Origin of the sequence: Mesorhizobium loti, assembly GCF_003148495.1 — a bacterium.
Taxonomy (GTDB): Bacteria; Pseudomonadota; Alphaproteobacteria; order Rhizobiales; family Rhizobiaceae; genus Mesorhizobium; species Mesorhizobium loti.
In genome coordinates this window covers 76,561-101,615 of record NZ_QGGH01000016.1, presented here as the reverse complement: position 1 = coordinate 101,615, position 25,055 = coordinate 76,561, and the positions used below count along the sequence as shown (strand labels likewise).

Here is a 25,055-nt window from a genome sequence, read left to right as displayed (position 1 = left end):
GAGAAATCCTTGCGGCAGTTTGTCCGTGCTGGAGGCTGACCGAAATCAGGGCATTGGCTCTTCGACGCGTCCAGACTTCCGGCGAGGCAAAAACGGCGGACCACCAAATGAGACCGGAATTAGCTGCCAGGCTTGGCGAGAACGTCCCGCGTTATACCAGTTACCCGACCGCGCCGCATTTCCATCCTGGCGTCGACGCTGATGTCTATCGAAGCTGGTTGAAGGCGCTCGAAAGCGGTGACGAGGTCTCGCTCTACCTGCACATCCCTTATTGCGACCGGCTGTGCTGGTTCTGTGCGTGCCATACAAAGCAGACCCGCCGCTACGAGCCGGTGGCTTCGTATCTCCGCTCGCTTCACGCGGAGATCGCGACTGTCGCCGGTCTTGTCGGCGGCAAGGCCCATGTCCGCGCCGTGCATTTCGGCGGCGGCTCGCCGACCATGCTGAAGCCCGAGGATATGATAGCCTTGGGAACTGTCCTGCGGGATAGCTTCGATTTTCTTGCCGATGCGAAGATCAGCGTCGAAATCGAACCCAACGACATGGACGAAGCCCGCCTTGATACACTTGCCGAGATCGGCATGGCGCGGGCGAGCCTCGGCGTTCAGGATTTCGATCCGAAGGTGCAGAAGGCGATCAACCGCGAGCAGAGCTTTTTGCAGACCAAGGCGGTTGTCGACGGCATTCGCTCTCGCGGCGTGGGGTCCGTGAACCTCGATTTGCTTTACGGCCTGCCGCATCAGACCAGGGAGAGCGTCTGTTCCACCGTGGCGCAGGCGCTGACTCTGGAGCCGGACCGGATGGCGCTGTTCGGCTACGCGCATGTGCCCTGGTTCAAGAAGCATCAGACTATGATCGACGAGGCATGGTTGCCGGGTCCGGCCGAACGGTTCGCTCAGTGGCAAATTGCCGCCCGTCTGATCATGGGCGCCGGATACGAGGCAATTGGAATAGACCATTTCGCCAAGCCGGATGATGCGCTTGCAGTCTCGGCTCGCGCGGGAACAATCCGCCGCAATTTCCAGGGCTACACCGAGGATCGCTGCGAAACACTGATCGGGCTCGGGCCGTCATCGATCAGCCGGTTTCGACAGGGCTATTCGCAGAACATGCCGTCGACAGCCGAATATGGACGCATGGTCGAGGGGGGACATCTGGCCACGGTCCGCGGCATCGCGTTTTCCGAAGATGACCGTGTTCGCGGCTGGATCATCGAGCGCTTGATGTGCGATTTCGGCTTTTCAGCAGCCGATCTGGTGGAACGCTTCGGGGAAGCCGGACAAAAGCTTCTTTTCCAAGCAAGCTCCATCGCCATTGGCGACCCTGCTCGACCGCTTGAACTCCAAGGTGACAGTTACGTCGTATCGGCGGAAAGTCGTCCCTTTGTAAGGAGCATTGCAGCGAAGTTCGACAAATATTTCGAAAGTGGAACGGCCAGGCACTCAGTGGCAGTCTGAGTGCCACAGACGAACGTCACCGTCTTCAGTCGATCGCGAACCTCCTCAAAATCGCCGAAACCAGCAGCTAACAATTCGATAGTGCATGTGGCGCCACTTTACGATGCTGTGACGACGCGGGTATTTCCCAAAGGGGGTCGCATGGCAGAGGGCTGGGACCCGCCTTAACCCTGCAGGCAGGGCTCCACTTCGTATCCGCCCAAGCAGGTTGGATTGTTCGGCCCAGTCTTTCACTGAATGTCAACGACGCACCCCATTGCGGCTTCCGCTACTCAGCGCTGCGGCTCTTGAATGCCCCTTTGAGATGAGCTCATTCTGAGTAACAACCGCACGGCGTTCCCACGTGTCTGAAACCATGCATCAGTGCGGCTAGCACGCCCTGCGCCTGTTCGCGGTTTCCGGGCCGCCCAGGCACTTACTTGACCTCGAGCTGCTCGAAGTTCGCGCATAGGCCTTACATGACGGATCGGTAGGCCGCGACCGCTGGGAAATTAGGCACCCGGGCGGCTGCGCCAATTGACCAACTTTATGCTTCGATTACTCGGAATCTGAACCTGACACGCGTCGCGATTTCTCTGACATGCCGGCGGCAGGCAAGCTTTCCTTTCTGGCCTTGGCAAACGCTCTGTCACCTTCCAAAAACCCTGCCAGCATGAAAGGTATGAGTTCCGCTACCGTTTCAGACTCGCCATAGGTCTGGCGGTAAAGCGCCGCATAGTCCTTGAGTGCTTGGTTCAGGTCCGCGCTAACGGTGATGGTCATCTTCGAAGGTGTCCGGTCTGGAAGCTTTCCAAGTTTCAGATCTGCCATGATTACTCCTGTTCAAGTCGGGTATGGGCGCAGCACAAGATCCTTGTGTACAATCACGCGTAGGGGCCAACCGGGGCGGACGATAATGGTGGGTTGAATATTCAGGTTCTTTTCGGTGATGCGCTGGCCGGCTTGACTGATGTTTTGCTGAGTGGATTCCCGGATTGCCTTAACTAGGTCGCTTTCGTTTTCCCCAAAGCTCAACTCGGTACCAACGCCCAGTAGCGTCGCTAGAGCAACTCCCTTGATCAGCTGCCAGGTGTGAAAATCGACCTTGTCTTCAAGCCCGGCATAGCCGGCAGTATCCGTCGCTGGCAGATTGTCGATTTCGATCGAGGAACCGTCGGGCAGGATTATTCGCTGCCAGACCAGCAATGCGCGCCTCTGCCCAAAAGCCACGACGCTGTCATAAGTGCCGATGAGGCGTGAGCCTTGCGGAATGAGCACAATGCTGCCGGTGACTGTGTCGAGCACATTCTCGGTGACCTGCGCGACGACAAGGCCAGGCAAGTCGGAATTTATGCCGGTGACGAGACTGGCCGCGATCACGCTGCCGGCCATCAGTTGGTAGGGCGAGGCCGGCGTCTGCAGCGCATGCGGATTGTAGATCCCGCTTGTGTTTCGCTGACTGATAAAATCGAGCTTGCGCTGTTGGTTGTTCTGGTCACCCTCGGCTGGGGCAACGGAAGCTGACGCGCGCGTCGCTCCGGATTGCGGAAGCGCCTCAGACGGCTGCTGCGCACTCGGCCCGCCGCCGGCGACATCTGTCTGTCTGGGTCGATTGTCGATCCGGAACAAGACTTGCGACTCGCGCGCCTCAATTGCTTGCTGGGCAAGGCGCTGCTCCTCGGCGGAGATATCCTGCCCTGGCGCGATGCCGAGCTGACGTTGGCGTTCAAGGATGGGGCGACCGAGGTCGCCGGGCAGTGGCGGTCCGAGCACAGGGGCCTTCGGCATGATCCCGGTATAGTCCTTGGGAAGCGCTTCTAGTCCCTCGGCGGGTGGCTTGCGCTCGGTGTTATAGCGGTCCTCTGCCTGGTGCTTGATACGCCATGCCGGTCCTTGAAGCGCCATCATCGTGACGCCCAGAATGGCACCGGATCCGACTGCAGCGATGGCGACGATCACACCGCGCCTGAATCGGACAGCGCGGCGGGGCGAGGCTCGCAATTGCAGCTGCTCGGGATCGAGTTTCGGCGGCGCATCGGATCGGGAAGTGTCGGTCATGAGCGCTCCCCTCACCTGCTGGGCCGCGCAAAGAGCGGAATCCGCCGCGGCGGTTGCCGGCCGTCAGTCCTGGTGATGCGCACCACTTGCTGCTGTTTGGCGCCGAGGCGCAGTTCGGCGGCAGCAAAGAGGCGATCGACGATGTAATAGTTGCCGCGCATACGGAAGTTGACGAGCTGGTCATTGCCATCGGCGCCGACGATGAAGAGAGGAGGCGCTTCACCCTGATCAATGCGACGGGGGAATTCGATATAGACCTTGCTGCCATCGTCGAAAGCGCGCGTCGGCCTCCAGGGTGGTGTGTCGCCGGTGATTGAATACCGAAAGCGGATATTCTCGAGCGCCACATTCGAAGCTACCGGCATGGCACCCTCGGCTTGAGCGTTGCGCTGGCGTAGCGCGATGATCTGGTCCTCGCTATAGGTCCAAGAGATCGCCGCCATCGAGGTTTTCTCGGTGCTTTGAAGCTGCAAATGGTAGGTGCGTCGTTCTGTGGTGATCACCAGATTGGTGGTAAGCCCCGGCGCGAAGGGTTTTACCAGCACATGGGTGCGCTGATTGTCACCGGTGCCGCTGACGGTATCGCCGATCACCCAACGCACCGTGTCGCCGGCCGACACGGCTGTTAGCTTCTCGCCCGGCTGGAGTGCGATATCGGTGACGCGCTCCGGTGCGGCGTAGAGCTGATAGAGCGCGCCATCGGCGAATGGATAAACCTGAACCGCATTCATGTACCCATACCTGGTAGGTTGCTGCGTCGCTGCTTTATTGGCATCGGAGACCCGTTCTTCAGGAGAGCGCTTGTCTTCGGCCACCCTGCCCGGATTGGGCTGTAACTGACCGGGTAGCGGCAGCGGCTTTGGCACCTCGACTATCTTGACCGGCTTCTCCGGCGGCTTCTCGATTGCGGCTGGTTTGAAATCGGCAGCATCATAGGAAATCTCAGGCGGCGGTACCGGCTTCGACGCGCAGGCGGAGAGGACCGCTGTAGAGGCCGACAGGATCAGCACGGCACGGACCGGCGACATTCTATTCTTCATTGGTGGACTCCTTTTGGGGAAACGGACGTCGGCGCAGCACTGTCGAGCTCGCGCGACCAATCGATGGCGTTGATGAAGACGCCGAGCGGGTTGTTGCGCAGTTGGTCAGTATTGCTTGGCGGGCGGATCACGATGGTGAGGATCGCGGTCCAGCGCGTCGTGCTGGCAAGGCTGCCGCGCTCAAAAACCTGCTCGGCCCATTTGACCTGGAACGAGCTGTCGGAAGCCCTGACCACGCTGGTCACTTGCACCGACACGCTGCGTGTGCCGATCTGACCGAAAGGATCGTTCGCCTTGGCGTACTCGTTGAGAAAGAGCGCCGCGCGGTCGGTGGCGAAGTCATAGGCCGAAAGCCAGTTCTGCCGCACCAGCACCGGATCGGTGGAAACGGAACGGACATTCTGAATGAAGCGGCCGAGATGCCACGCGATCTGGGCATCGGAGGGCTCGTAGTCCCGGATTGCCGGCGCAACGGCGCGTGCCTCGCCGAAGCCGTCGACCTCGACGACGTAAGGCACGACGCGGCTCTGGATCGACTGCCACACGAGTCCGCCGGAAAGTCCGGCCGCCAAGGTCAGACAGCCAAGAGCCATGAACCGCCAGTTGCGGGCCTGCACTCGAGATGAGCCTATGCGCTCGTCCCAGAGCTGCGCGGCCTTCTGATACGGCGTGACCGGCTCGGGCGTCTTGCCGTAACGTTGAATGGGTCGCTTGAATAGCATTTAGTCGTCCTTGTCGTTGAGAGAGGGATTGGCGCTGCCTCCCGGCCTGTCGCCTTCACGGACGGCCTGCATGGCGGCGTGACGGTGGGCACGGGCTGTCTGTTCGGAACGCAGGCGCCTGGCCCAGCCGGGCGCGGCATCAGCGACCGGACCAGTAGGGCTTCCGGTCATGGATGCGGTCGGCGCACCACCGGTCGCGGTCCAGGCAGCTTCGCGCCCGGCATCAACGCTGCGCCCGAAGCCTCCTGCGGCAGATCGTGCCGCCCGCATTGCGGCGCCGCCGGCGGCGCTGGTCACACCATGCATTCCAGCAGCTACACCGGGCAGGCCGGACTCGGGCGATGTTGCGCGCCCCATCTGCCAGGCCGTAGAAGCCGCTGACCCCATGGTCGTGCCGGCACGGAGTGCGGTGAGACCGCTGCCGGTTGCCATGCGCGCGCCGGCAAATGCTGCGCCTGCGGCAACGAGCGATGCACCGGCTGCGGCTGCCGTGGTTCCAAGTGCGGCGCCCGCGCCAAGCTGCGGCGCGCCCGAGACAAGACCGGAGGCTATCCCAGGTCCGAAAATGCCGAGACCAAGGAGCGCCAAGGCGCCCAGGACCTGTGACATGGCGGCGGCCAGATCCGGCTCCTTGCCTTGCAGCGCGGAAGCGAACTCGCCAAAGAGCGTGGAGCCGATGCCGATGATGACGGCCAACACCATCACCTTGATGCCCGACGAGATGACATTGCCGAGCACGCGCTCGGCGAGAAACGCTGACCGGTTCCAAAGCGCGAAGGGCACAAGAATGAATCCGGCCAGAGTGGTGAGTTTGAATTCGAGAATGGTGATGAAGAGTTGGATGGAGAGGATGAAGAAGGCGATGATGACCAGGAACCAGGCCACGAGCAGCACGAAGATGGTGAGCGCGTTGCCGAAGATTTCTGGGAAGCCGAGAAGCTGGCTTGCCTGACCGAGAAGCGGCCAGGCGCCCTCGAAACCGGTTGCGGCAATGCGGCCCGGATGCAGGAGATTGTCGGCAGATAGGTTGCCGGATGACGCATTGATGCCGAGACCGGCAAAGGACCGATAAATGATATCGGCGAGGTTCTTGAAGTTATTCAAGATGAAGGCAAAGACGCCGACATAGAGCACTTTGCGGATGAGCCGGCCGAATATGTTGGGTTCGCCGCCGAATGCCCAGGCGAGGCCGGCAAGTGTGACGTCGATGCCGATCAGGGTCGTGGTAAGGAAGGCGACATCGCCCGAGAGCAGACCGAACCCGCTATCGATGTAGCGGATGAAGGTCTCCATGAAGCGATCAATGACCCCAAGGTCGTTCATGCCGCCTTCCTCGTCGTCAAGAGATTGGTGATCAGTTGCCGGGATAGGCCGTGCCTGTGCCGAGGAAGCGCTTTGTCGTCTCGCGCGCGGCCTCCTCGGACTGCGCCTTGCGCGCCGCATCCTCGGCCTCAGCGCGGAACTGCGTTGCGAGCAGCGTCTGGATCTGCATCTGCTGCTTGGTCGAAAGCGCAAGGAGCTGGTTAGTGGCCTGACTTGCCTGAAGCGCACCGGCCGCGCCTTGGCTGCGGTTGACGAGATCGGCAAGCAGGTCGCCATCACCGCGAACATTCTCGACGATCTGCGACTGAACACCCATGGTCTGACGGAATGCCTGCATTGCGCTTTGCCAGCGGTCACGTGCGGCGCTCGCCACATCGCTGACCTTGATCGTGGCGTCGTAGCTTTCCGGATATTGATTACGCCACTGGTCCTGAAGCTTGTTGAGATCAAAGCTCAGGCCACTCGCCTGGTCCATCAGACCGTCGATCCGTTGGAGCGAGCCGGTAAGCTGACCCACGGAAGAAAAATCCAGACTCTGAAGATTGCGTGCCATGTTCTGCAGCACGGTCGCCTGGTTCTGGAGCGACTGGATCTGGTTGTTGATCTGCTCCAGCGAGCGCGCCGCCGTGAGCACGTTCTGTGCGTAGTTCGACGGATCGAACACGATGAGCGCGTAGGCCGGCTGCACGTAGTCGGCCATCGGCTTGGCGATCAACGAAAGGGTGATCAGGCCCGAGAGAAAGCGGCGCCGCATCATGACGATTGCTCCTTGGTTGGTTGAGGGAATTGCTGGAGAAGCTCGGCCGCCCAATCCAGGCCGCGGGCGCCGAGGAAGCGAAAGACAAAGCTGTCCTGCCCGTGCTTGGACAGGACCCTGTCGATCAGGCTTTGCTCGGCTGGACCCGAGGCGCCGCAAAGTGCAAGCGCGATGGGGCCGAGCCCGAGCTCGAAGAGACGGTTGCCGCAGCGCGACTGCAAATAGTAGTGCCGCTTCGGCGTGGCCCGGGCGATCAGTTCAATCTGCCGGTCGTTGAGACCGAAGCGCTCATAGGCAGTCCGTGCCTGCGGTTCCACGGCACGATCATTGGGGAGAAAAATGCGCTGTGGGCAGCTCTCGATGATCGCCGGCGCTATTGCAGAGCCGGCGATGTCGGCAAGCGACTGCGTGGCGAAGATCACCGATACGTTCTTCTTTCGCAGCACCTTCAGCCATTCGCGGATGCGGGCAGCAAAAAGCGGATTGTCGAGATAGACCCAGGCCTCATCGAGCATGAGCAGCGTCGGTCGCCCGTCGAACCGCTCCTCAAGGCGATGGAAGAGATAGGTGAGCACAGGCAGCACAGCGCTTTGGCTATGCATCAGCTCCTCGGTCTCGAAGCACTGCACATCCGACAAGGCCAGCCGATCGTCGTCGGCATCGAGCAATCGGCCGAAGGGACCGTCGAGCGTGTAGGGCATTAAGGCGGACTTCAGTGCATTGGACTGAAGCAGGACCGACAGACCGGTCAGCGTGCGCTCCTGCGCCGGCGCGGTGGCGAGGCTGTTGAGCGCCGACCAGATCGCCTCCTTCACCTCCGGCGTGAGGGTGACGTTCTCATGGGCAATCAGGCCGGCGATCCATTCAGCTGCCCAGCTGCGCCTACCCTGATCACCGATATTGCGCAGTGGCTGGAAGGCAAGCGCACCGTCCGAACCCAATACATGATGCTCTCCACCCATGGCGAGCGTTGCCGCGCGCGCCGAATTGCCTTTGTCGAAGACATAGACCTGCGCGCCGGCATAGCGACGAAACTGCAGGGCGATCAGGGCAAGCAGCACCGATTTTCCGGCGCCGGTCGGTCCAACGATCAGCATGTGGCCGACATCTTCGACATGGGAAGAAAGCCGGAACGGAGTCGACCCGCTGGTTTCGGCGATGAGGAGCGGCGGGGCCTCTCGTCCAGTGAATTCAGCCAGATGCTCGTTCGCCGCAGGACCGGCCCACACCGAGGAAAGCGGCATGAGATGGGCAAGGTTCAGCGTGTGAACGAGCGGCTGACGAACGTTGGCATAGACATGACCCGGCAGCGAGCCGAGCCAGGCTTCGACCGCATTGACGCTTTCGCGGATGGTGGTGAACCCGAGCCCATTGATGATGCGCTCGACCGCGCGAAGTTTCTCAGCGGCGGCTTGGCGATCCTCGTCCCATACCGTCACCGTTGCAGTGAGATACCCGAAGCCGACATGATCGCCGCCCAACGCCTGAAGTGCTTCATCGGCGTCGAGCGCCTTATTGTCGGCGTCGCTGTCGATGAGCGGAACGGGTTCGTTGCTTACAACCTCGCGCAGGATTGCGACGATCGATTTGCGCTTGGCAAACCACTGCCGGCGCAAGCGGGTCAGCGTCTTGGTGGCCTCGGTCTTGCCGAGCGGAATGAAGCGCGTCATCCAGCGATAGGCGAAATCCTGATGATTGAGGGCATCGAGGATTCCGGGCCGGGTGAGGTTCGGAAAGCCGAGGATGGTAAGTGTGCGAAGATGTTGCTCACCCAGCATCGGCTCCAAGCCGCCGGTAAGCGGCACATCGACCAGGATGCCGTCCAGATACATTGGCGTTTCCGGCACGGCGACCGGATGGCGGCGGGTCGAGATCGTGTCGTGCAGGTATGTCAGCGTCTCGGCGTCATCGAGCGGACGCACTTCGGGCATGAAGCCCGACAGAAGATCCAGCACACGGTCGGTCTCGTCACGGAACCGCGCCATCTCCTGGCGCCAGTCTCTTTCGCCTTCTGAATGATGCGAGTCGACGAGCGCGCTTTCCGCCCGCGCCTGGGCGTCCGGTGGCGGCATGGACAGCAAGGTCAGGTGATAGCGGCTCTCGAAATGCGCGACCTTGCCTTCGAAGGCAGCACGCCGTTCTTCATCAACCAGCCATGACGCCGCGTCCGGGAAACGCGAGGACGGATAGCCCAGCGCTTCGATGCGCTCGGCCTCGAAAAACAATGTCCAGCCGGAGCCAAGGCGTCTAAGCGCATCGTTGGCCCGGGCGCAGATGCCGATGAGTTCGGCTTCGGTCGAGCTTTCCAGATCGGGCCCGCGAAACCGAAGAGTCCGCTGAACGCTGCCGTCCTTGTTGAGCACGATGCCGGGCGCCACCAGTGCTGCCCAGGGCAGATGGTCGGCAAGCCGGTCGGCCTTGCCGCGATATTCCGAAAGGTTCAGCATGCGAGCCATCCCCTCAGGCGAAGGTGACGGACAAGCACGCTGGCAAAGTCGGGATCGCGCCTTGCGGCAAAGACCGCGAGCGTGTGGCCGCCAAGCCAGAGCACTAGCCCGGCAATCCATTGCTGCAAGCCTAGTCCGATGGCCGCAGCCACCGTGCCGTTGAGGATCGCCACCGCCCGCGGCGCGCCGCCAAGCAGGATCGGTTCAGTCAATGCCCGGTGAACGGGAACCTCGAAGCCCTCGATATGTTGCACTCCGGCGGCCATCAGACGAGCGCCCCGCCGCCAAAGGAGAAGAACGAGAGGAAGAAGCTCGATGCGGCGAAGGCGATCGACAGGCCGAAGACGATCTGAATCAGCCGGCGGAAACCGCCTGCAGTATCGCCGAAGGCAAGGGTCAGGCCGGTGGTGATGATGATGATCACCGCGACGATTTTGGCGACCGGTCCCTGCACCGATTCCAGGATCTGCTGCAGCGGCTGTTCCCAAGGCATGCCGGAGCCGGCAGCGTGCGCCGGAACTGTGAGAAGAAACGCGAGCGCGGCAAACGAAAGAAAGCGGAGCTTCTTGCGCATAAGGGGCCTTTCAGAGTTGCTGGAGTTGCGGAGGCGTGAGTGGGGTGACGGCGTAGTCGCCGCTGCCGTCGAGACCTGTGACCTCAGCGATTGCATCGATGCGGCGCGACGAGCCGCGCCCCGCGATGAAGACGATGAGATCGATGGCATCGGCGATGAGGCGGCGCGGCACGGTGACGACAGCTTCCTGTGCAAGCTGCTCGATGCGATAGAGGGCAGAGCGCGCCGAATTGGCATGAACCGTGGCGATGCCGCCGGGGTGCCCGGTGTTCCATGCCTTGAGCATGTCCAGCGCTTCCGCGCCCCTGACTTCACCGACGATGATGCGGTCGGGGCGGAGCCGGAGCGTCGAGCGCACGAGATCGGCGAGTGTGACCGAGCCCCGCCTGGTTCTCAGGGCAACGCAGTCCTTTGCTGCGCATTGCAGTTCGCGGGTGTCCTCGATGAGGATCACTCGCTCGTCGCATTCGGCGACTTCGGCCAGCAGCGCATTGGCAAGCGTCGTCTTACCCGACGACGTGCCTCCGGCGACAAGGATGTTGCGCCGTTCTCGGACTGCCTTTATCAACGCATCGGCCTGCAGCGGCAACATGATGCGATCCGCAACATAGTTGGCCAGCGTGTAGAGCTTTGCGGCTGGTTTGCGGATGGCAAAGCAAGGCGCCAGCACGACAGGCGGCAGCAGTCCCTCGAAGCGTTCGCCCGACGGCAATTCGGCGCTGACAATCGGATTGTCCGCATGCGCCTCGGCACGCACGTGGGAAGCGACCAGGCGGATGATGCGTTCCGCCTCGGAAGGATGCATATGCACGGCCGTATCGATTCGGCCTTCTCCCAGCCGGTCGAGCCGCAGCGCGCCATCGGGATTGACCATCACCTCGATGACCAATGGATCGGCCAGCGCCTCAGTGATCGTCGGACCCATGGCGGTGCGCAGCATGGCGCGGCGTCGGTGGTCGGCCTCTGGATGAGCGCTCATCCTTCCCCTCCTCCGCCATTGTCTTTGCCAAGCGAGCGTTTCCCCGATGCGATCTGGCGACCGACCTGCTCGACGAATTTGTCGAAACGCTCCTGAGCAATCGCCTGTGTCGCCTTGTCCGGAACAGGCGTGTGGGCATGAAGCGTGATCGAAAAGCGGATGAAGAGCGCCAAGCTTTCCAATGTCATGTCGACATCGCGCCTGACGTGACTGAGGTCGCGGGAAAGACGGTCCAGCCTCATGCCATAGCGCCGATCGAGTTCATTCTCGCCACGCCGCTCGATGAAAGCTTCTACGGCCTTCGCGACGACCGCGGATTTTGTGGTCGAGGGATCGCGGCTGAGGTTGTCCAGCTTCTCGCTCAATTCCGGTTCGAGCAGAAACTGGTGACGAATGCGGTGGGGCTTCATGCGCTTGTTCCAACTGGCCGGCGCTGGCGGGCCGGCGGCGGAACAAGCATTATCGAGATGCCCAAAATTGCTTACGGCCGTTATCTACGCTGAGATACGCTCGAGCTGCGGAAAGCGTTCAGAAGCCGGGGACGATATCCTTATCATCGCCCCTTCCCTCGTTGATGCCATAGGCACCTGCGACGGTGGAGATCCGGTCCATGACGCGCTTGTCCGCCATCGCCTCGCTATCATCGTCTGCGGGTCTGGACAGATCGTCCTGGTCCGGTTCCTGGGTGACGGCGGTATGTTCTTCGGGTAGGCCAGGATGGCGCTGCTGCTGAACACCTCCCTCGTCCGCATGCGCGGCGCCAGCGCTTTCATCGTCGGACGCAAGACGACGGTCGACGCCGCGTACTTGCCCAGTCCAATCGTCCGGCCGCGACATCGGGCAGTCCGCGTAGGGTCCGTCGCGCAACACCGGCGAAGGCAGCACCCGCTCGGTGAAATTGTGATCCTCATAGTATCGCAGCTTTTTGGCCCGGATGGGGGGCAATCCCGAAACCAGCACCAGTTCGTCCGCGGGCGGCAACTGCATCACCTCGCCCGGTGTCAGCAGCGGGCGGGCGGTTTCCTGGCGGCTCACCATGACATGCGAGAGCCAAGGTGCCAGCCGGTGGCCCGCATAGTTGCGCATGGATCTGAGTTCCGTGGCCGTGCCAAGCGCGTCCGAGATTCGCTTGGCCGTGCGCTCATCATTGGAGGAAAAGGCAATTCGCAAATGGCAGTTGTCCAGAATAGCGTTGTTGTCGCCATACGCTTTGGAGATCTGGTTCAACGATTGCGCGATCAAGTAGGCACGAATTCCGTAACCGGCCATAAACGCGAGCGCGGTCTCAAAGAAGTCGAGGCGACCGAGCGCCGGAAACTCATCCAGCATCATCAGCAGTTGATGCTTGCGGCTCTTCTTTGGGTCACCCTCGAGGCGCTCCGTCAGCCGCCTGCCGATCTGGTTCAGGATCAGTCGCACCAAGGGCTTGGTGCGCGAGATGTCCGATGGCGGCACGACCAGATAGAGCGACATCGGCCACTCCGCATCCATCAGATCGGCAATGCGCCAGTCGCAGTCCGATGTTACCGCCGCCACGGTCGGATCACGGTAGAGGCCGAGAAAAGACATGGCGGTCGAGAGGACGCCTGAACGTTCGTTCTCCGATTTGTTCAACACCTCTCGTGCCGCCGAGGCCACGACGGGATGGACCTGAGGCTTATTGGCCGCGCCGAGATGGTTGGTCGTCATCATTCGCCGCAAAGTCGCGGCAAACGAGCGTTGCGGGTCCGAGAGAAAGGTGGCGACGCGGGCAAGAGTCTTTTCCTCTTCGGCGTAGAGCACGTGCAAGATAGCGCCCACCAGGAGTGAATGACTGGTCTTCTCCCAATGATTCCGCCGCTCCAGCGCGCCTTCCGGATCGACTAGAATGTCGGCGATGTTTTGGACATCGCGAATCTCGTCCGAACCTTTGCGTACCTCCAGCAGCGGGTTGTAGCGGGCCGATCGCGGATCAGTCGGATTGAACAAAAGGCAATGCGAGAACCTCGACCGCCAGCCGGAGCTCAGCTGCCAGTTCTCGCCTTTGATGTCGTGAATGACGGCCGAGCCGGACCAGGAGAGAAGGGTTGGGACAACCAGTCCGACGCCCTTGCCGGAACGTGTCGGCGCAAAGGCCATGACGTGCTCAGGCCCGTCATGACGCAGATACCGGTCCTTCAGTTTGCCGAGGAAGACGCCTGCCGGCTGAAACAGCCCTGCTTTCTCGATCTCCCGCGTCGCCGCCCATCGAGAGGAGCCATAGGTGGTGACCAAGCCGCGCTGGCGCGCGCGCCAGAGGGAACCAGCGATCGCAGCGGCACAGCCCATGAATCCACTGGTGCCCGCAAGCATGCCCGCCTTGTCGAATACCTCGGGCGCATAGGCATCGAATTGGAACCACCATTCCAACAGTTTCCACGGCTCGTAGATCGGCCAGCCAGCCGCGTAAAACCATGGCGCGCCGAGTTGTTCCTGAAAGGCTAGCATATGAGCGCACCATTGCGTGGCAGCCCACACGCCGAGGAGAACGATGGCGAACACAATGGCGATCTGCCCAATCAGAAGCTTCGTGGGCGTCACTGGCTTGCTCCGCTGTTCTGGAGAGATGGATCGAGCATCGCCCGGGACGGCCGGAACAGGAATGCGCCCTATGTACGACTTGGTGCGATGAGAGGCTGTTTGGCGCGCCGTTGCTCACCTTCGAGGTGTATCAATATTCGCGCATTCCCGAGGACTGCTAAGTCGGAGGGGACTCATATCGGTCGTGCCTATCGTGAGCACGTGGTCGGCGAGCTGGCGGTGGCGTGCGGGCAAGCCGCTGAGGAAATTCCGAACATCGAGTCCGGTCTGAGGTACAACAAGCCTATCGAGATCGGATCGCAAGGTAGCCCTGCCCGCCATGGGAATTCCTCAGGCGAGTACCGACATATTGGGCGCTGCCTTATAAGTGGAAGGCGCCTTCCCGTTGCCTCTATCGCAGATAAGTTACCTTCCGGCCTTCGCGCTGGGTTTCCCAGCTGGACTGCGTTTCAGTCCCATTCGCTGTGCTTCTTGTGAGCCAGACACCATTTCTCGGACGGTGAATTGACGACATTCATTGTCCGACAAGCCCTCGCCGGCGATCTGTTGGGCAGAGGCGGCTATCACCCCGGCCGTGGCACATCCGCGCGCTGCAGAACCTCGATGAGCCGCCGGCTCAAACGCCCAGGCGGGTGCAAAGATCCACAGACGCGTTCCGCCCTAGTTGCGAAGCATATGACCGGCATTTCGCAACGCGCCTAGGAAGAGGCCGGCATGGTGAGTGACATCGATTTTGGCCTGCATTGACACCGGCATGTTGGTCCAATTCTCCAACGGTGCAATGAAGCGGGAGAAGGTACCGTCGACGACGCAGTAGCGGCTAATAAGGCCTTGTCTGTCCAACGCCAGCACACCAATCTGCCCACCTCGATATCGGATGGCTGCGAGCCGTTGGACCTCGGCGTCATCATCGATCCGCACATCGAAAAGCAGGTTTCCGCGGCTCCTCGCGGCTATCTCCGCCGCTTTGTCATTGAAGCTCAAGCAGAGTGAGCGGACGCTTTCCACTGCCATCTGGAAAACCAACAAATCCAGTTCATTCACGGCCATGTGGGCAGTTGAGCCAATAAATGGATGATTGCAATGTCGCACACGGCTTGTTCACAGGTGTCGGCGACTGATCGTTCGTGGCTTTCTGTCCGCTGCCGGCGATGGAATATTTGAAGGACGGCGGATCCCGTATTTCCTGTCGCGTTGGCAACCGCGGCGGCCACCTGCCGGGCGGCAGCGGCAGAGATAATGTCATAGACAGGTGGAAGCGTGGGCTTTCTGCCCTTCAATAGTTCCCTGACCCTACAGATTTGCACGCGCGGCCGCAGCTTGCCGCCCGCCTCAACGGATTCGGCTTCTCTGGCAGCACGTTCCATTGCTGCGGTCGCCTTGTTGAGCGTCACCAGAACGCCAAGCTTCGTGGCTGGCAAGATCGCCAACTCGCTCAAGCTCACGACCTCTATTCGATGGACGGGCACGGCCGCGCATCGCCGCGGCAGGGGACAACATCGTCGTGACCGACCCTCAAGACCTATATCGTGTCGGCGGGATCGTTCACCAGGAACGGCGAGATCGCCGTGGAGGGCAAGCCCTTCCACATCGTGGCCGTCGGCGGGAGCGGCAAGATCCACGATCAAGCAGCTGAGAAAGATCACGCATATAGCCACGATCCCGTGGTCCAGCCGATCTACATTTGAGGACGACCAGATCAAGCAGCGCGCCCTGTCGAATTTGGGTCCGGGATTGGCAGTTGGTCTATCCCTTCCTGACGATGGAACGCTCGATCCAGTCATGGCTTATAAGGCGGAGAGCGGCGACCAGAGCGCAGATGAGTACGCGCCTACTACGAGATCGGCTATCGCACCAATTCGAGCGGATCACGATCGATGGCGACACCGTGGCTTTCTTCGAGGGCGGGAAGCCGCTTGAGGCCTGCTACGCCGGCGAAGGCTGTGAAATCCTGACCTCGAAGAAAGGAAACCGCATGGGCGTCAAATTTCGCTTCGGCGTCGCCTTGGCCTCCTCACACTTGGTTGGCTGACTCAGCGGGCAACCCGGTCGAGAAAAGCGTCGAATGCGGCAGCGACAACGCGCATCGCAAAGCGATGCTGCCGCCGTACGCGGACAAAACCCTTTTCGATGTCCACAATCCCGTCCTTGGCAAGCATCGCCAAGCGTTCAGCTGAATCGAGAAAATGGATCGGATCAGATCCGTGGGCGGCACAGATTGCCGGCACATCGGCCTCGAGATCGCACATTAGTCGCTCGATGATTGCGGCTCGCGCGCGGTCTTCGTCGGTGAGACGGTAGCCCTTTGACGTCGCCAGACGGCCAGCTGCGATGTGACGGCAGTAGGAATCCCGTGTAACCTCGTTCTGGACGTAGCCCTCGCCGACACGCCCGATAGCCGACGCGCCGAAACCGATCAGGGTTTTGCAGGTGTCGGCCGAGTAGCCCAGCGAGTTGCGCCGCAGGCGACCGGTTTTCTGTGCCAGCGCGAGATCGTCGTCCGGCAAGGCGAAATGGTCGAGCCCGATCTCTCGGTAGCCGGCGGCAATCAGCGTCACGGCAATGGCCGCATCCTGTTCGGCGCGGGCAGCGCTGCCCGGAAGCGATGCCTCCTCGATGAGGCGCTGATTCTTAATAAAGGACGGAATGTGCGAGTAGCCGAACACCGCAAGCCGGTTGGGGCGCATGGCGACCGCCGCCCTCGTGGTCTCGACGCAAGACTGCACCGTTTGATGCGGGAGACCAAAGATGAGGTCGAAGTTGATGCTTGTCACTCCATGCCGACGCAGCATTTCGACGGCAGCCGCCGTCTGCGCCTCACTCTGGACCCGGTTGATCGCTTTTTGAACAATGGGATCGAAGCTCTGCACGCCGAGGCTCGCGCGGTTCACGCCGGCTGCTTGCAAGGCTTCGGCCATATCGGCCGTGAACGTGCGTGGATCGATCTCGACGGCGATCGTAGCTGTTTCCGCAAGCGCAAAGTGGCGGCGCAGGAATTCCGTCAGGGCGAGGAACTCAACTGGCCCCATGAGAGTTGGCGTTCCGCCGCCGAAATGCACATCGCTCACGGGCAGCGCCTGTGGCGCGTGCTTCGAGACCAAACGTATCTCGTCACGCAGCGCCGCCAGATACTTAACGATCGGCGCATCATGGCGGGTGATGGTGGTGGGGAAGCCGCAATACCAGCACTTTGATCGGCAGAACGGAACGTGCAAGTAGAGTGACGCCGGATCGTTAGCCGGTAGGTTCCTGAGCCATTCCTCATAAGCGTCGGCGCCGACCGCCCCAGAGAACTCCGCGACAGTCGGATAGATGGTGTACCAAGGCAGGCGGGCTTCGCGACGTTTTGTGGTCTGCAACAGTTACCGTCCCATGTTGTTGCCTTCCATCCTTACCACTGCGCTCTCCTGTGTCTTTGCGCTATATCAGTCCGGTCCGCTTTGGGCCCGATTATTTCGCAGCGATAGCCCCATTCAGCCTTGGCTGGACAGCGATGGTATGAGCACGCGCTGGTCAGGGACAAGCGCCATGGGTTTCCCGTCGAGACTTTCCCGCACACCGTTTGGTGTTACTATCCTATCCTATCCTATCCTATCCTATCCCTTCAGCGTCCGATGGAACGCAGCATGCCGCATCCGACCAGTCGATTCGGCGTTGGGACCAGACTTTTGCTCGCCGGCTGGTGCGTAAGACGGCGTCACGTAGCGATACCTGGCATCTCGATGAGTTCGTCGTATTAATTGCCGGCACGAGGCTTTGGCCGTGGCGCACCGTCTGTCAGAGCGGGAATTGTGCTCGAGGAGATCGTCCAGGTCCGCCCCTGCCAAGGCTGCAAGCTTGATGAACCAATTTAGAAAGTAGCGCTACGCCAGGCGCATGATCACCGACAAATCGCGCTCCTGTGGCCCGGCAAAGCGCCGGAGTGAAGCGCAACTCAAGCATCGCTCGCAACTGACAATCGAGCGAATTCGCATGTGCTTCCGTAAAAACAAAAATGGCCCGTGCACGGCTTCCGATTCAGAGAGGGGCTTACAACGGCTCGTCTCGACCTTCCCGCCTTTCGGAACCACTTTGTCCGGATTAGCTGGAAAGCTGGTGCACCTCGCCACCGCCGACGTGTGGCCCTTCGCCCTAACGAGGACGCTTACGCCTAGGCATGTCGGCATCAGTGGGGCATCTCGGCTGACGTACCGAGCGGTGCACTCGCATGATGTCAACAATGTCGAGGCTCAAAACAAACAAAAGCTATCGCCATTGAACGATACTGTCGCGAAGCGAACAGACGAACCATGTCCGAAACATTTGCTTTTCGTGCTCAGCTTGACCCTCAGAGCAAAAAAGGAAAACGCAAACCAAGGTCCGACGGCAAACTTGAGTGTCAATCGTAGCTTGGTCGTGAGGTTGGCACGTCATTTGCGGAGTGATTTTCGAAGCCGTTGTGACGGTACGCCCGCAGCTATCGGAGATAATCATGGCGATCGACTCGGAAGTGTTTGATTCCTCCCCGGGCATTTCAAGCAGGTGATATGAGAACAACAACTTATCGTGTTAAAGTATGATTCAGCTTCAGAGCCCCTGTTGTTGAATAATTATTATGATCCGTGTGTCACACTGCGATAGGCGCAGCGATGTGCATCGTTTTCGATTGTGGGGACAGGAAGGGCTGGCTCGTTCGTTGACGTCCCGTTCTTCAATATTTGAACGGAGATCAAGAATGAACATCAGGAGCCTCCTGCTCGGCTCAGCTGCGGCCCTGATCGCCGTTTCCTGTGCCCGAGCCGCCGACGCCATCGTCCTGGCCGAGCCTGAGCCCGTTGAATACGTCAAGATCTGCGACGTTTACGGCGCTGGTTACTACTACATCCCCGGCACCGAGACCTGCCTGCGCATCGGCGGCTATATCCGTTACGACATCGGCCTCGGCGATGTCGTATCGTATGACAAAGCTAGAACCACGGATGTGAAGACTGGCGCGGCCCAGGGCATATGGCAAAACCACACGCGTTTCACATTCAAAACTTGGACCGGGCAAGAGACCGAACTCGGTACATTGCAGACCTACATCGAGACCCGCATGAACTACGGCAAGCACACCGCCTATTCCGGTTCTGACAGTCCTCGATACTATGCCTTCAGCCAAGGCATCACGTTGACTTTCGCCTGGGTTCAGCTTGGTGGCCTCCGAGTTGGCAAGGACTGGTCCGCCTTCGACATGTTTATTGGCTACGCGGGCGACGTGCTCAATCAGATGCTTATCCCGTACGGCGCCTTCGATACTAATGTGGTTCAGTACTACTTTGACGCCGGTAACGGCTTTTCGGCTGTGGTTTCACTCGAAGAAGGCTCGGGCCTGGTCGGCACCATCGACAGCTACGTTCCGCACCTAGTCGAAGGAGTGAAATACACACAACACTGGGGCGCGATCACCGGCGTTGTCGCTTATGATAGCAACTACGAATCGGTCGCCGGCAAGGTCCGCATCGACGTCGATGTTACCGACCAACTCTCGCTATTCGGAATGTTCGGCTACGGCTCCAGCGGCAAGCTCAACGATGACGTCACTAACGCAATCGACGCTCATGGTCGCGGGTTCTACAAAAGTTGGGGCGGTAACTGGGCTTTCTGGGCCGGCGCCACTTACAAGCTCAATGAGACAACTTCGTTGAATCTTCAGCTCTCGGGTGATCAGCTCAGGAACTATGGAGTCGCTGCAAACGTTGCCTATGCGTTTCTTGCAGATTTCACAATTACAGCCGAACTCGACTATGACCGCTACGGCGACTTCGCCGTCGGCAAGGTCGACCCTTCCATTAGCTGGGCTAATGCCAACAAAAAGAGCAGTGTCGGCGGCATCCTCCGTTTCGAACGTTCATTCTAACGGGAGGAAGAGCTTCATCTCGGTGGCCTCAGGCGGCGAATGACGATTATGCGGGGGACCTGCCACGCCTGCGGCAGATAAGCCCTGACACGTTCGCAATCGGATACAGCTGCGATTAGGGCGCGGCCGATGCCCCGCTTGCCGGGATGTGACAGCTGGTAAAGCGTTGCGGCAGGTTTGCTGGCGGGCGCGTGATCGCCGAAGCAATCGCCGAACTCGCCCAGTATCCCAGCTTCGAAAACGACTGAATCGGCGGCGACTCAATGCAACCTTGGCTTCCGGAGACCGCGCTGACCGCCGCCGGCCTGACCGCGCTCGCCGCGCAGGATGCTTCGGACAAGCAAATCACCTGCGTCAAGGCGCCCTTCAAGTCGCTGATCGACCATGTCTTTATCTCGCCCAATCTCGTGCCGTGCGACCACGATTTCACGATCCTCGCGCTCGACCGAACCATCGAGCGGTTCCAGGAAGTGTCGATCATCGCCCGGTCCTCTTGCGACTGGCCGGGCCTATCGGTGAGCGTTAGATCCAGAACGAGGTTACACGGGATTCCTACAGCCCGCACATCGCAGCTGGCCGCCTGGCAAAGTCAAAGGGCAACCGTCTCACCGACGAAGACCGCGGCGAGCCGCAATCATCGAGCGAGGACGAAATAGTGGACAGCGAAGGGTTTTATCCGCATGCGGCAGGAGGATCGCTTTGTGGTTAGCGCTATTGCTGCGTATTCGATGCTTTTCTCGACCGGGTTTGCCCGTAGGCACAGCCAAGCAGCGTGAGGGGAGGCCAAAGGGATAACCAATCGTCGCTAAACGGCATGCTCCAGCAAATAACGGCAAGGCGGTAGCGGCGCGCTTGAGCCCCGGTTGAAGTGCTTGGAGTTTTTCCGAATGGGCGAGCGTTGCGACTAATGAAGGCGTCACATCATTCGACGGTGACTGATTTTGCCAGGTTGCGTGGCTGGTCGAGATCTGTGCCCATGAAGAGCGCCGTGTGGTACGCAAGAAGCTGTATCGGCAGCGAGAAGATCATCGGCGCGATAATCTCGTCGGTGGCCGGCAGCACGATCGTGTGCATCGTATCGAGTTTCGATGCGGCTGCCCCTTTTCCATCGGTGATGAGGATAATGCGCCCTCCGCGGGCGGCCACTTCCTGCATGTTGGAGAGGGTCTTGTCGAAAAAGCGATCATGTGGCGCGATGACGATCACTGGCATGTTCTCGTCTATCAATGCGATAGGACCGTGCTTCAATTCACCCGCCGCATAGCCTTCGGCGTGGATGTAGGAAATCTCCTTGAGCTTCAGCGCACCCTCCATCGCCAGTGGGAAATTTGTGCCACGGCCGAGATAAAGGACATGATGACACTTTGACAGTTCGCGCGACAGAAGCTCAATCTCCGGCTGGATGCTGTCCAGTACCTGCCTCATGAGGCCCGGCATTTCGGCGAGGCTCTCGACGAGCGCCTGCACCTCATCTTCGGTCACGGTTCCGCGGGCCTTGGCTGCGTGGATGGCGAGTGCGGCAAGAGCGGCTAGCTGGCAGGTGAAGGCCTTGGTGGAGGCGACGCCGATCTCTGGGCCGGCAAGGATCGGAAAGACCACATCGGCCTCCCGAGCCATGGTCGATTCGCGCGCATTGACGACAGCGCCAATTTTCAGCCCAAGCTGCTTGCAGTACCTCAGCGATGCCAGCGTATCGGCGGTTTCGCCCGACTGTGAAATGAACAGAGCCGCAGACTGCGGCGACAACGGAATCTCGCGATAGCGGAATTCGGATGCAACATCTATTTCGACCGGCAGGCGCGCATAGCGCTCGAACCAGTATTTTCCGATCAGCCCGGCGAGATATGCGGTGCCGCAGGCAGAGATCGCCAAGCTCGGGATCTTGGCGAAGTCGATGCCAAAAACCGCATCGGCACCATTTTCGATGAAATTGATATAATGACCGAGCGCATCGGCGATGACCTCGGGCTGCTCGAGGATTTCCTTCTCCATGAAGTGGCGATGGCTGCCCTTGTTGGCCAGAGTGGCCACGGCCACGGAGGTCTGGCGCGGACGCGCGACGGGGTGGCCGTCGTAATCAAAGATATCAGCGCCCGTCCTGCCGACAACGGCCCAGTCACCGTCAATGAGATAGGTGATTTCATTCGTGAATGGAGCAAGCGCGATCGCGTCGGAGCCCAGGAACATCTCGCCGTCGCCGTGACCGATCGCCAGCGGTGGTCCATTGCGCGCCGCAATGATGGTCGACGGATCATCCTCAAAGAGGATGGCAAGCGCGTAGGCACCCCTGACGCTTTTCAGCATGGCATGCACCGCCTCACCACGCCTCATGCCCTCCCGGCGGTGCCTTGCCAAGAGATGCGCAAGGACCTCAGTGTCGGTGTCGGTCTGGAACTCGGCTCCCGTCGCCGCCAATTCGTCCTTCAGTTCGGCGAAATTCTCGATGATGCCGTTATGGACGACGGCCACACCATCCGTGAAGTGCGGGTGTGCATTGCGTTCCGTCGGTGGCCCATGGGTTGCCCAGCGGGTGTGGGCGATGCCGATGGTACCACCCAGCGGCTCTTCCTTGAGCCTCCTCTCGAGATTGACGAGCTTGCCCTCCGCGCGCCGGCGGTGCAAGGTGCCCTCGGTGATCGTCGCAATGCCGGCCGAGTCATAGCCGCGGTATTCCAGACGCTTCAATGCGTCGACCAGGCGTTCCGACACCGGCTGTTGCCCAACGATGCCAACAATTCCGCACATGTTCTTCTCCGAATTCTTCCCGGCAGCCTTAGCCGACGCAGACGAGGGACGCCGCCCGGCATGCGCTCAGTTAGATTCTTCTAATGGAATCCAGTCAGTTCGGTAAAATTGATTGTTGGGATAGCCATCATCCACGCCATGGATGAACTAAACCTCAGTCCAATGCGGGTGATGTGAACCGGGGCGTACGCTTCCGCCTTCAACGGGCTGCGCATATCATGGCCGGCGCCCTCACCTGCGTTAATAGCATGCAAGCCGGCCGGAGGAGACGGGGAATACTTGGGCCGAGTGCGAATGGGTAGTCCCAGCGCACTCTTTGATCTCGCCGTTCAATTGTGCGGACGCTGCTTCATGCATCATTCCTCGGTTTGCTTCTCCAGGCCGGACGCAATGACTCCTTTCGGCGACGAGAAGCAAACCCTCTTCCGATCCCTGGGGCCACGCACCACGTCTTAGCTATCCGCATGGGCCGTGCGGCAGGCCGAGAATCGGTCGCCACAGTACCGGCCCATTCAGACGTCCCCTCCAGCGGATGCGCAACAGGCTGGCGTGAGAGATCTCGAGAAACCCGGCCACCGCCTCCGTTTTGCCGACGGGCTGCGGCTTTCCGATACGCGACAATGGCCACGTTGCGAGGCGAAGGATCCGTTCCATACGCGTATCGGTCACCGTCACGATCCGGGTGAGATTGTTAGCCAAGCCGAATTCGATCATGCCGGCGAAGAGCTCGTAGGTTGCTTGGGCAAGGCCGCCTGCCGCCTTGGGCGTTGATGGGGGCAAATCGAGCGCGAAACGGCTGCTTTCCCATATGTCGGGACTCGCGGGCGCCACAGCTTCACCCAGCAGCGCCGGGAATGTGTCGCGCAACATGGTCGGCCCAGTGGTTGGCAAGAGGCGCACGCAGCCACGAATTCGCCAATCGGATCCCTTGAGCAGCAGATAGACAGGCTTCAAGTCGTCAAAGGTGTCTGTTTCCATTTCGCCTCCGGTCTGAACTTCCCAATCGAGCCTCTCCTTGAAAACCCGATATCTGAGCCCGTGCATCTCTTTGAGCTCGCCTGCGAATTCGCTGTAGAGGCCAGGTGTGATCAGCTGAATCATTCGTCGCCTCCGTGCGGGTTGTGTTCCCGCCATCGAAGGGCAAAGCGCACAGCGATGCAGCCTGTGGACGTTTACAGCTATCCTCGCGGAAGGATCCGGATCTCGCCTGACCGGAGGCAGCCAGCCTGGCAACCGCATGGATCGTCCGAACGCGAGCTTTGCTTGGCATTTTCCAGATGGAAGGCCCCCTTGCCCTTTGAGACCTGCTTTCCAAGGCGTATTCGCGCGTTTTATCCATGCCTTTATGGTCTTGGAGAGCGTGGCGGGCAGGCTACACAGTGGGTGGCCGAGAGGTCGGGAATCAGTTGGAATGGAGGAATTCGTCTCGCCAAAGAGGGGATCCTTTGCAATGCACTGCCTGCCCGACATTCCCGCTTCAACGTTACGCGCCACATACCGCCGAGTAACAGCCGGACCGGCGACGCCGGCTGTGCTGGTTGTTGGCCTGATCAGCGGCGGCACGGTGAATCTGAGCCACGTCGCCAGCCATTTCCACGGACCGGCGAGCGTAGCCTCCAACGATCGCCGGCGGCGACGCTTCTTCCAGTTTACCAGTTCGACGAGGACTGGCTGGCGTGTACGCTGGTGGCGCGGCTCAACCTACGCCCGCCCTTGCGGCTGTGCCTTGACTGCACCAATTGGAAGCAAGGACATAAGGTTCGCATCAAGGAGCGAGGCAATATGCATCGTCGTAACCTGATTAGAGCATTCATCGCGCTGGGCGTGTGCCCGATCTGCGCCCAGACCGCGCGTGCGGCCAGCGCCCATTGGGGATATGGCGGCTCGGTCGGGCCGGAGCATTGGGCCGATCTGGACACGAGAAATTTCGCCTGTTCGGCGGGCAGGCAGCAGTCACCCATCGACATCGCCGGCACGGTAAAGGCGGATATACCGCGCATCGACATCAGTTGGCTCAAGGGCGGCGGCAGGATGGTGAACAACGGCCACACCATTCAAATCAACATGCCGGAAGGCAGCACCTTGACCCGCGGGGATCGCGTCTACCAACTGGCACAGTTGCATTTCCACGCGCCGAGCGAGCATCACGTGGCGGGCATGAGCTTCCCGATGGAAGCGCATTTTGTCCATAAAGACACAAAGAGCGATACTCTGGGTGTGCTGAGCGGCCTTCTTACGCCTGGCGCGACAAATATCAGCTTTGCCGGTCTCGCCAAGGTCTTTCCGGCCCGGCCCGGCGAGGAGATGGCAGTTGACGAGTTCGATCCCAACGGGCTTTTGCCAGCCTCGCTCGGCTACTGGACCTATGAGGGATCATTAACGACTCCGCCCTGCACCGAAAACGTGGAGTGGATGGTTGCAATGGAACCGGTCGAGGTCGACACCGCAGACATCAAGCGGTTTACGACGCTTTACGCATCTAACGCGCGGTCGATCCGTCCCTCCAATCGGCGCTTCATTCTAGGCCTCAGCTAAGG

Annotated in this window: 23 protein-coding genes; 6 read left to right on the top strand and 17 right to left on the bottom strand. The window is 60.4% G+C overall.

What is annotated here, in order from left to right:
- The first annotated feature begins 107 nt into the window (after nt 1-107).
- Complete coding sequence (hemN, locus tag C8D77_RS32170) at nt 108-1,457, top strand: oxygen-independent coproporphyrinogen III oxidase (RefSeq protein ID WP_097572451.1); 1,350 nt, start codon at nt 108-110, stop codon at nt 1,455-1,457.
- A 537-nt stretch (nt 1,458-1,994) separates the two neighbouring features.
- Here hemN (C8D77_RS32170) and C8D77_RS32165 read toward each other — a convergent pair.
- The 14 genes from C8D77_RS32165 to C8D77_RS37375 all read right to left on the bottom strand — a co-directional run bounded on the left by C8D77_RS32165 (nt 1,995) and on the right by C8D77_RS37375 (nt 15,334).
- Complete coding sequence (locus C8D77_RS32165; protein ID WP_027033457.1) at nt 1,995-2,267, bottom strand: DUF2274 domain-containing protein; 273 nt, start codon at nt 2,265-2,267, stop codon at nt 1,995-1,997.
- A 12-nt stretch (nt 2,268-2,279) separates the two neighbouring features.
- Entirely contained in the window at nt 2,280-3,494 is a 1,215-nt protein-coding gene (locus C8D77_RS32160; protein ID WP_109671456.1) for a TraB/TrbI/VirB10 family type IV secretion system protein, read from the bottom strand.
- Between the two features lie 11 nt (nt 3,495-3,505).
- Complete coding sequence (gene trbG / locus C8D77_RS32155; protein WP_170136882.1) at nt 3,506-4,522, bottom strand: P-type conjugative transfer protein TrbG; 1,017 nt, start codon at nt 4,520-4,522, stop codon at nt 3,506-3,508.
- Nucleotides 4,523-4,530: 8 nt separating this feature from the next.
- Entirely contained in the window at nt 4,531-5,256 is a 726-nt protein-coding gene (gene trbF / locus C8D77_RS32150) for a conjugal transfer protein TrbF (protein ID WP_109671454.1), read from the bottom strand.
- Nucleotides 5,257-6,579 carry a P-type conjugative transfer protein TrbL gene (gene trbL / locus C8D77_RS32145; RefSeq protein WP_109671453.1) on the bottom strand — a complete coding sequence of 441 codons (1,323 nt, stop codon included), beginning with the start codon at nt 6,577-6,579 and terminating at the stop codon, nt 5,257-5,259.
- 31 nt (nt 6,580-6,610) lie between these two features.
- Nucleotides 6,611-7,336 carry a P-type conjugative transfer protein TrbJ gene (gene trbJ, locus C8D77_RS32140; protein WP_065004902.1) on the bottom strand — a complete coding sequence of 242 codons (726 nt, stop codon included), beginning with the start codon at nt 7,334-7,336 and terminating at the stop codon, nt 6,611-6,613.
- Nucleotides 7,333-9,783 carry a conjugal transfer protein TrbE gene (gene trbE / locus C8D77_RS32135; RefSeq protein ID WP_109671452.1) on the bottom strand — a complete coding sequence of 817 codons (2,451 nt, stop codon included), beginning with the start codon at nt 9,781-9,783 and terminating at the stop codon, nt 7,333-7,335. The genes trbJ and trbE overlap by 4 nt, the downstream gene beginning before the upstream one ends.
- Complete coding sequence (locus C8D77_RS32130) at nt 9,777-10,049, bottom strand: VirB3 family type IV secretion system protein (RefSeq protein ID WP_006329217.1); 273 nt, start codon at nt 10,047-10,049, stop codon at nt 9,777-9,779. The genes trbE and C8D77_RS32130 overlap by 7 nt, the downstream gene beginning before the upstream one ends.
- Nucleotides 10,049-10,357 (bottom strand): TrbC/VirB2 family type IV secretion system protein, encoded by a 309-nt coding sequence (locus C8D77_RS32125; RefSeq protein ID WP_010914020.1) that lies wholly within the window; start codon nt 10,355-10,357, stop codon nt 10,049-10,051. The genes C8D77_RS32130 and C8D77_RS32125 overlap by 1 nt, the downstream gene beginning before the upstream one ends.
- 10 nt (nt 10,358-10,367) lie before the next feature.
- Nucleotides 10,368-11,336: a P-type conjugative transfer ATPase TrbB gene (gene trbB, locus C8D77_RS32120; protein WP_069091251.1), complete on the bottom strand. Its 969-nt coding sequence runs from the start codon at nt 11,334-11,336 to the stop codon at nt 10,368-10,370.
- The gene (locus C8D77_RS32115) at nt 11,333-11,746 is read right to left on the bottom strand and encodes a CopG family transcriptional regulator (RefSeq protein ID WP_027033450.1); all 414 of its coding nucleotides are present in this window, start codon (nt 11,744-11,746) and stop codon (nt 11,333-11,335) included. Before C8D77_RS32115 ends, trbB begins: the two co-directional genes overlap by 4 nt.
- A gap of 118 nt (nt 11,747-11,864) precedes the next feature.
- Nucleotides 11,865-13,895, bottom strand: coding sequence for a conjugal transfer protein TraG (locus C8D77_RS32110; RefSeq protein ID WP_109671451.1), 2,031 nt, complete (start codon nt 13,893-13,895; stop codon nt 11,865-11,867).
- Between the two features lie 660 nt (nt 13,896-14,555).
- On the bottom strand, nt 14,556-14,945 hold the full coding sequence (locus tag C8D77_RS32100; RefSeq protein WP_165779609.1) for a hypothetical protein: 390 nt from the start codon (nt 14,943-14,945) through the stop codon (nt 14,556-14,558).
- Nucleotides 14,936-15,334 (bottom strand): hypothetical protein, encoded by a 399-nt coding sequence (locus tag C8D77_RS37375; RefSeq protein WP_133117144.1) that lies wholly within the window; start codon nt 15,332-15,334, stop codon nt 14,936-14,938. Before C8D77_RS37375 ends, C8D77_RS32100 begins: the two co-directional genes overlap by 10 nt.
- Before the next feature lie 90 nt (nt 15,335-15,424).
- On the opposite strand from C8D77_RS37375, the gene C8D77_RS37865 reads away from it, so the two are divergent.
- Nucleotides 15,425-15,583, top strand: coding sequence for a hypothetical protein (locus tag C8D77_RS37865; RefSeq protein WP_165779608.1), 159 nt, complete (start codon nt 15,425-15,427; stop codon nt 15,581-15,583).
- A 53-nt stretch (nt 15,584-15,636) separates the two neighbouring features.
- Entirely contained in the window at nt 15,637-15,927 is a 291-nt protein-coding gene (locus C8D77_RS32095; RefSeq protein ID WP_097572444.1) for a ZinT/AdcA family metal-binding protein, read from the top strand.
- A 1-nt stretch (nt 15,928) separates the two neighbouring features.
- Here C8D77_RS32095 and hemN (C8D77_RS32090) read toward each other — a convergent pair whose 3' ends face one another.
- Entirely contained in the window at nt 15,929-17,254 is a 1,326-nt protein-coding gene (gene hemN, locus C8D77_RS32090) for an oxygen-independent coproporphyrinogen III oxidase (protein ID WP_109671450.1), read from the bottom strand.
- Between the two features lie 1,355 nt (nt 17,255-18,609).
- Here hemN (C8D77_RS32090) and C8D77_RS32085 point away from each other — a divergent pair.
- Nucleotides 18,610-19,773 carry a porin gene (locus C8D77_RS32085; protein ID WP_170136880.1) on the top strand — a complete coding sequence of 388 codons (1,164 nt, stop codon included), beginning with the start codon at nt 18,610-18,612 and terminating at the stop codon, nt 19,771-19,773.
- 263 nt (nt 19,774-20,036) lie between these two features.
- Nucleotides 20,037-20,429 carry a hypothetical protein gene (locus tag C8D77_RS37860; RefSeq protein ID WP_165779606.1) on the top strand — a complete coding sequence of 131 codons (393 nt, stop codon included), beginning with the start codon at nt 20,037-20,039 and terminating at the stop codon, nt 20,427-20,429.
- A gap of 265 nt (nt 20,430-20,694) precedes the next feature.
- Here the strand turns inward: C8D77_RS37860 and glmS are convergent, their stop codons facing one another.
- Both glmS and C8D77_RS32060 read right to left on the bottom strand, forming a co-directional pair.
- A complete protein-coding gene (glmS, locus tag C8D77_RS32065) occupies nt 20,695-22,518 on the bottom strand; it encodes a glutamine--fructose-6-phosphate transaminase (isomerizing) (protein WP_097572441.1) in 1,824 nt (607 codons plus the stop codon).
- Between the two features lie 456 nt (nt 22,519-22,974).
- Nucleotides 22,975-23,619 carry an acyl-homoserine-lactone synthase gene (locus C8D77_RS32060; protein WP_006329186.1) on the bottom strand — a complete coding sequence of 215 codons (645 nt, stop codon included), beginning with the start codon at nt 23,617-23,619 and terminating at the stop codon, nt 22,975-22,977.
- 681 nt (nt 23,620-24,300) lie between these two features.
- Between C8D77_RS32060 and C8D77_RS32055 the strand changes: the two genes are divergently transcribed.
- The gene (locus tag C8D77_RS32055) at nt 24,301-25,053 is read left to right on the top strand and encodes a carbonic anhydrase (RefSeq protein WP_109671448.1); all 753 of its coding nucleotides are present in this window, start codon (nt 24,301-24,303) and stop codon (nt 25,051-25,053) included.
- The last annotated feature ends 2 nt before the right edge of the window (nt 25,054-25,055 follow it).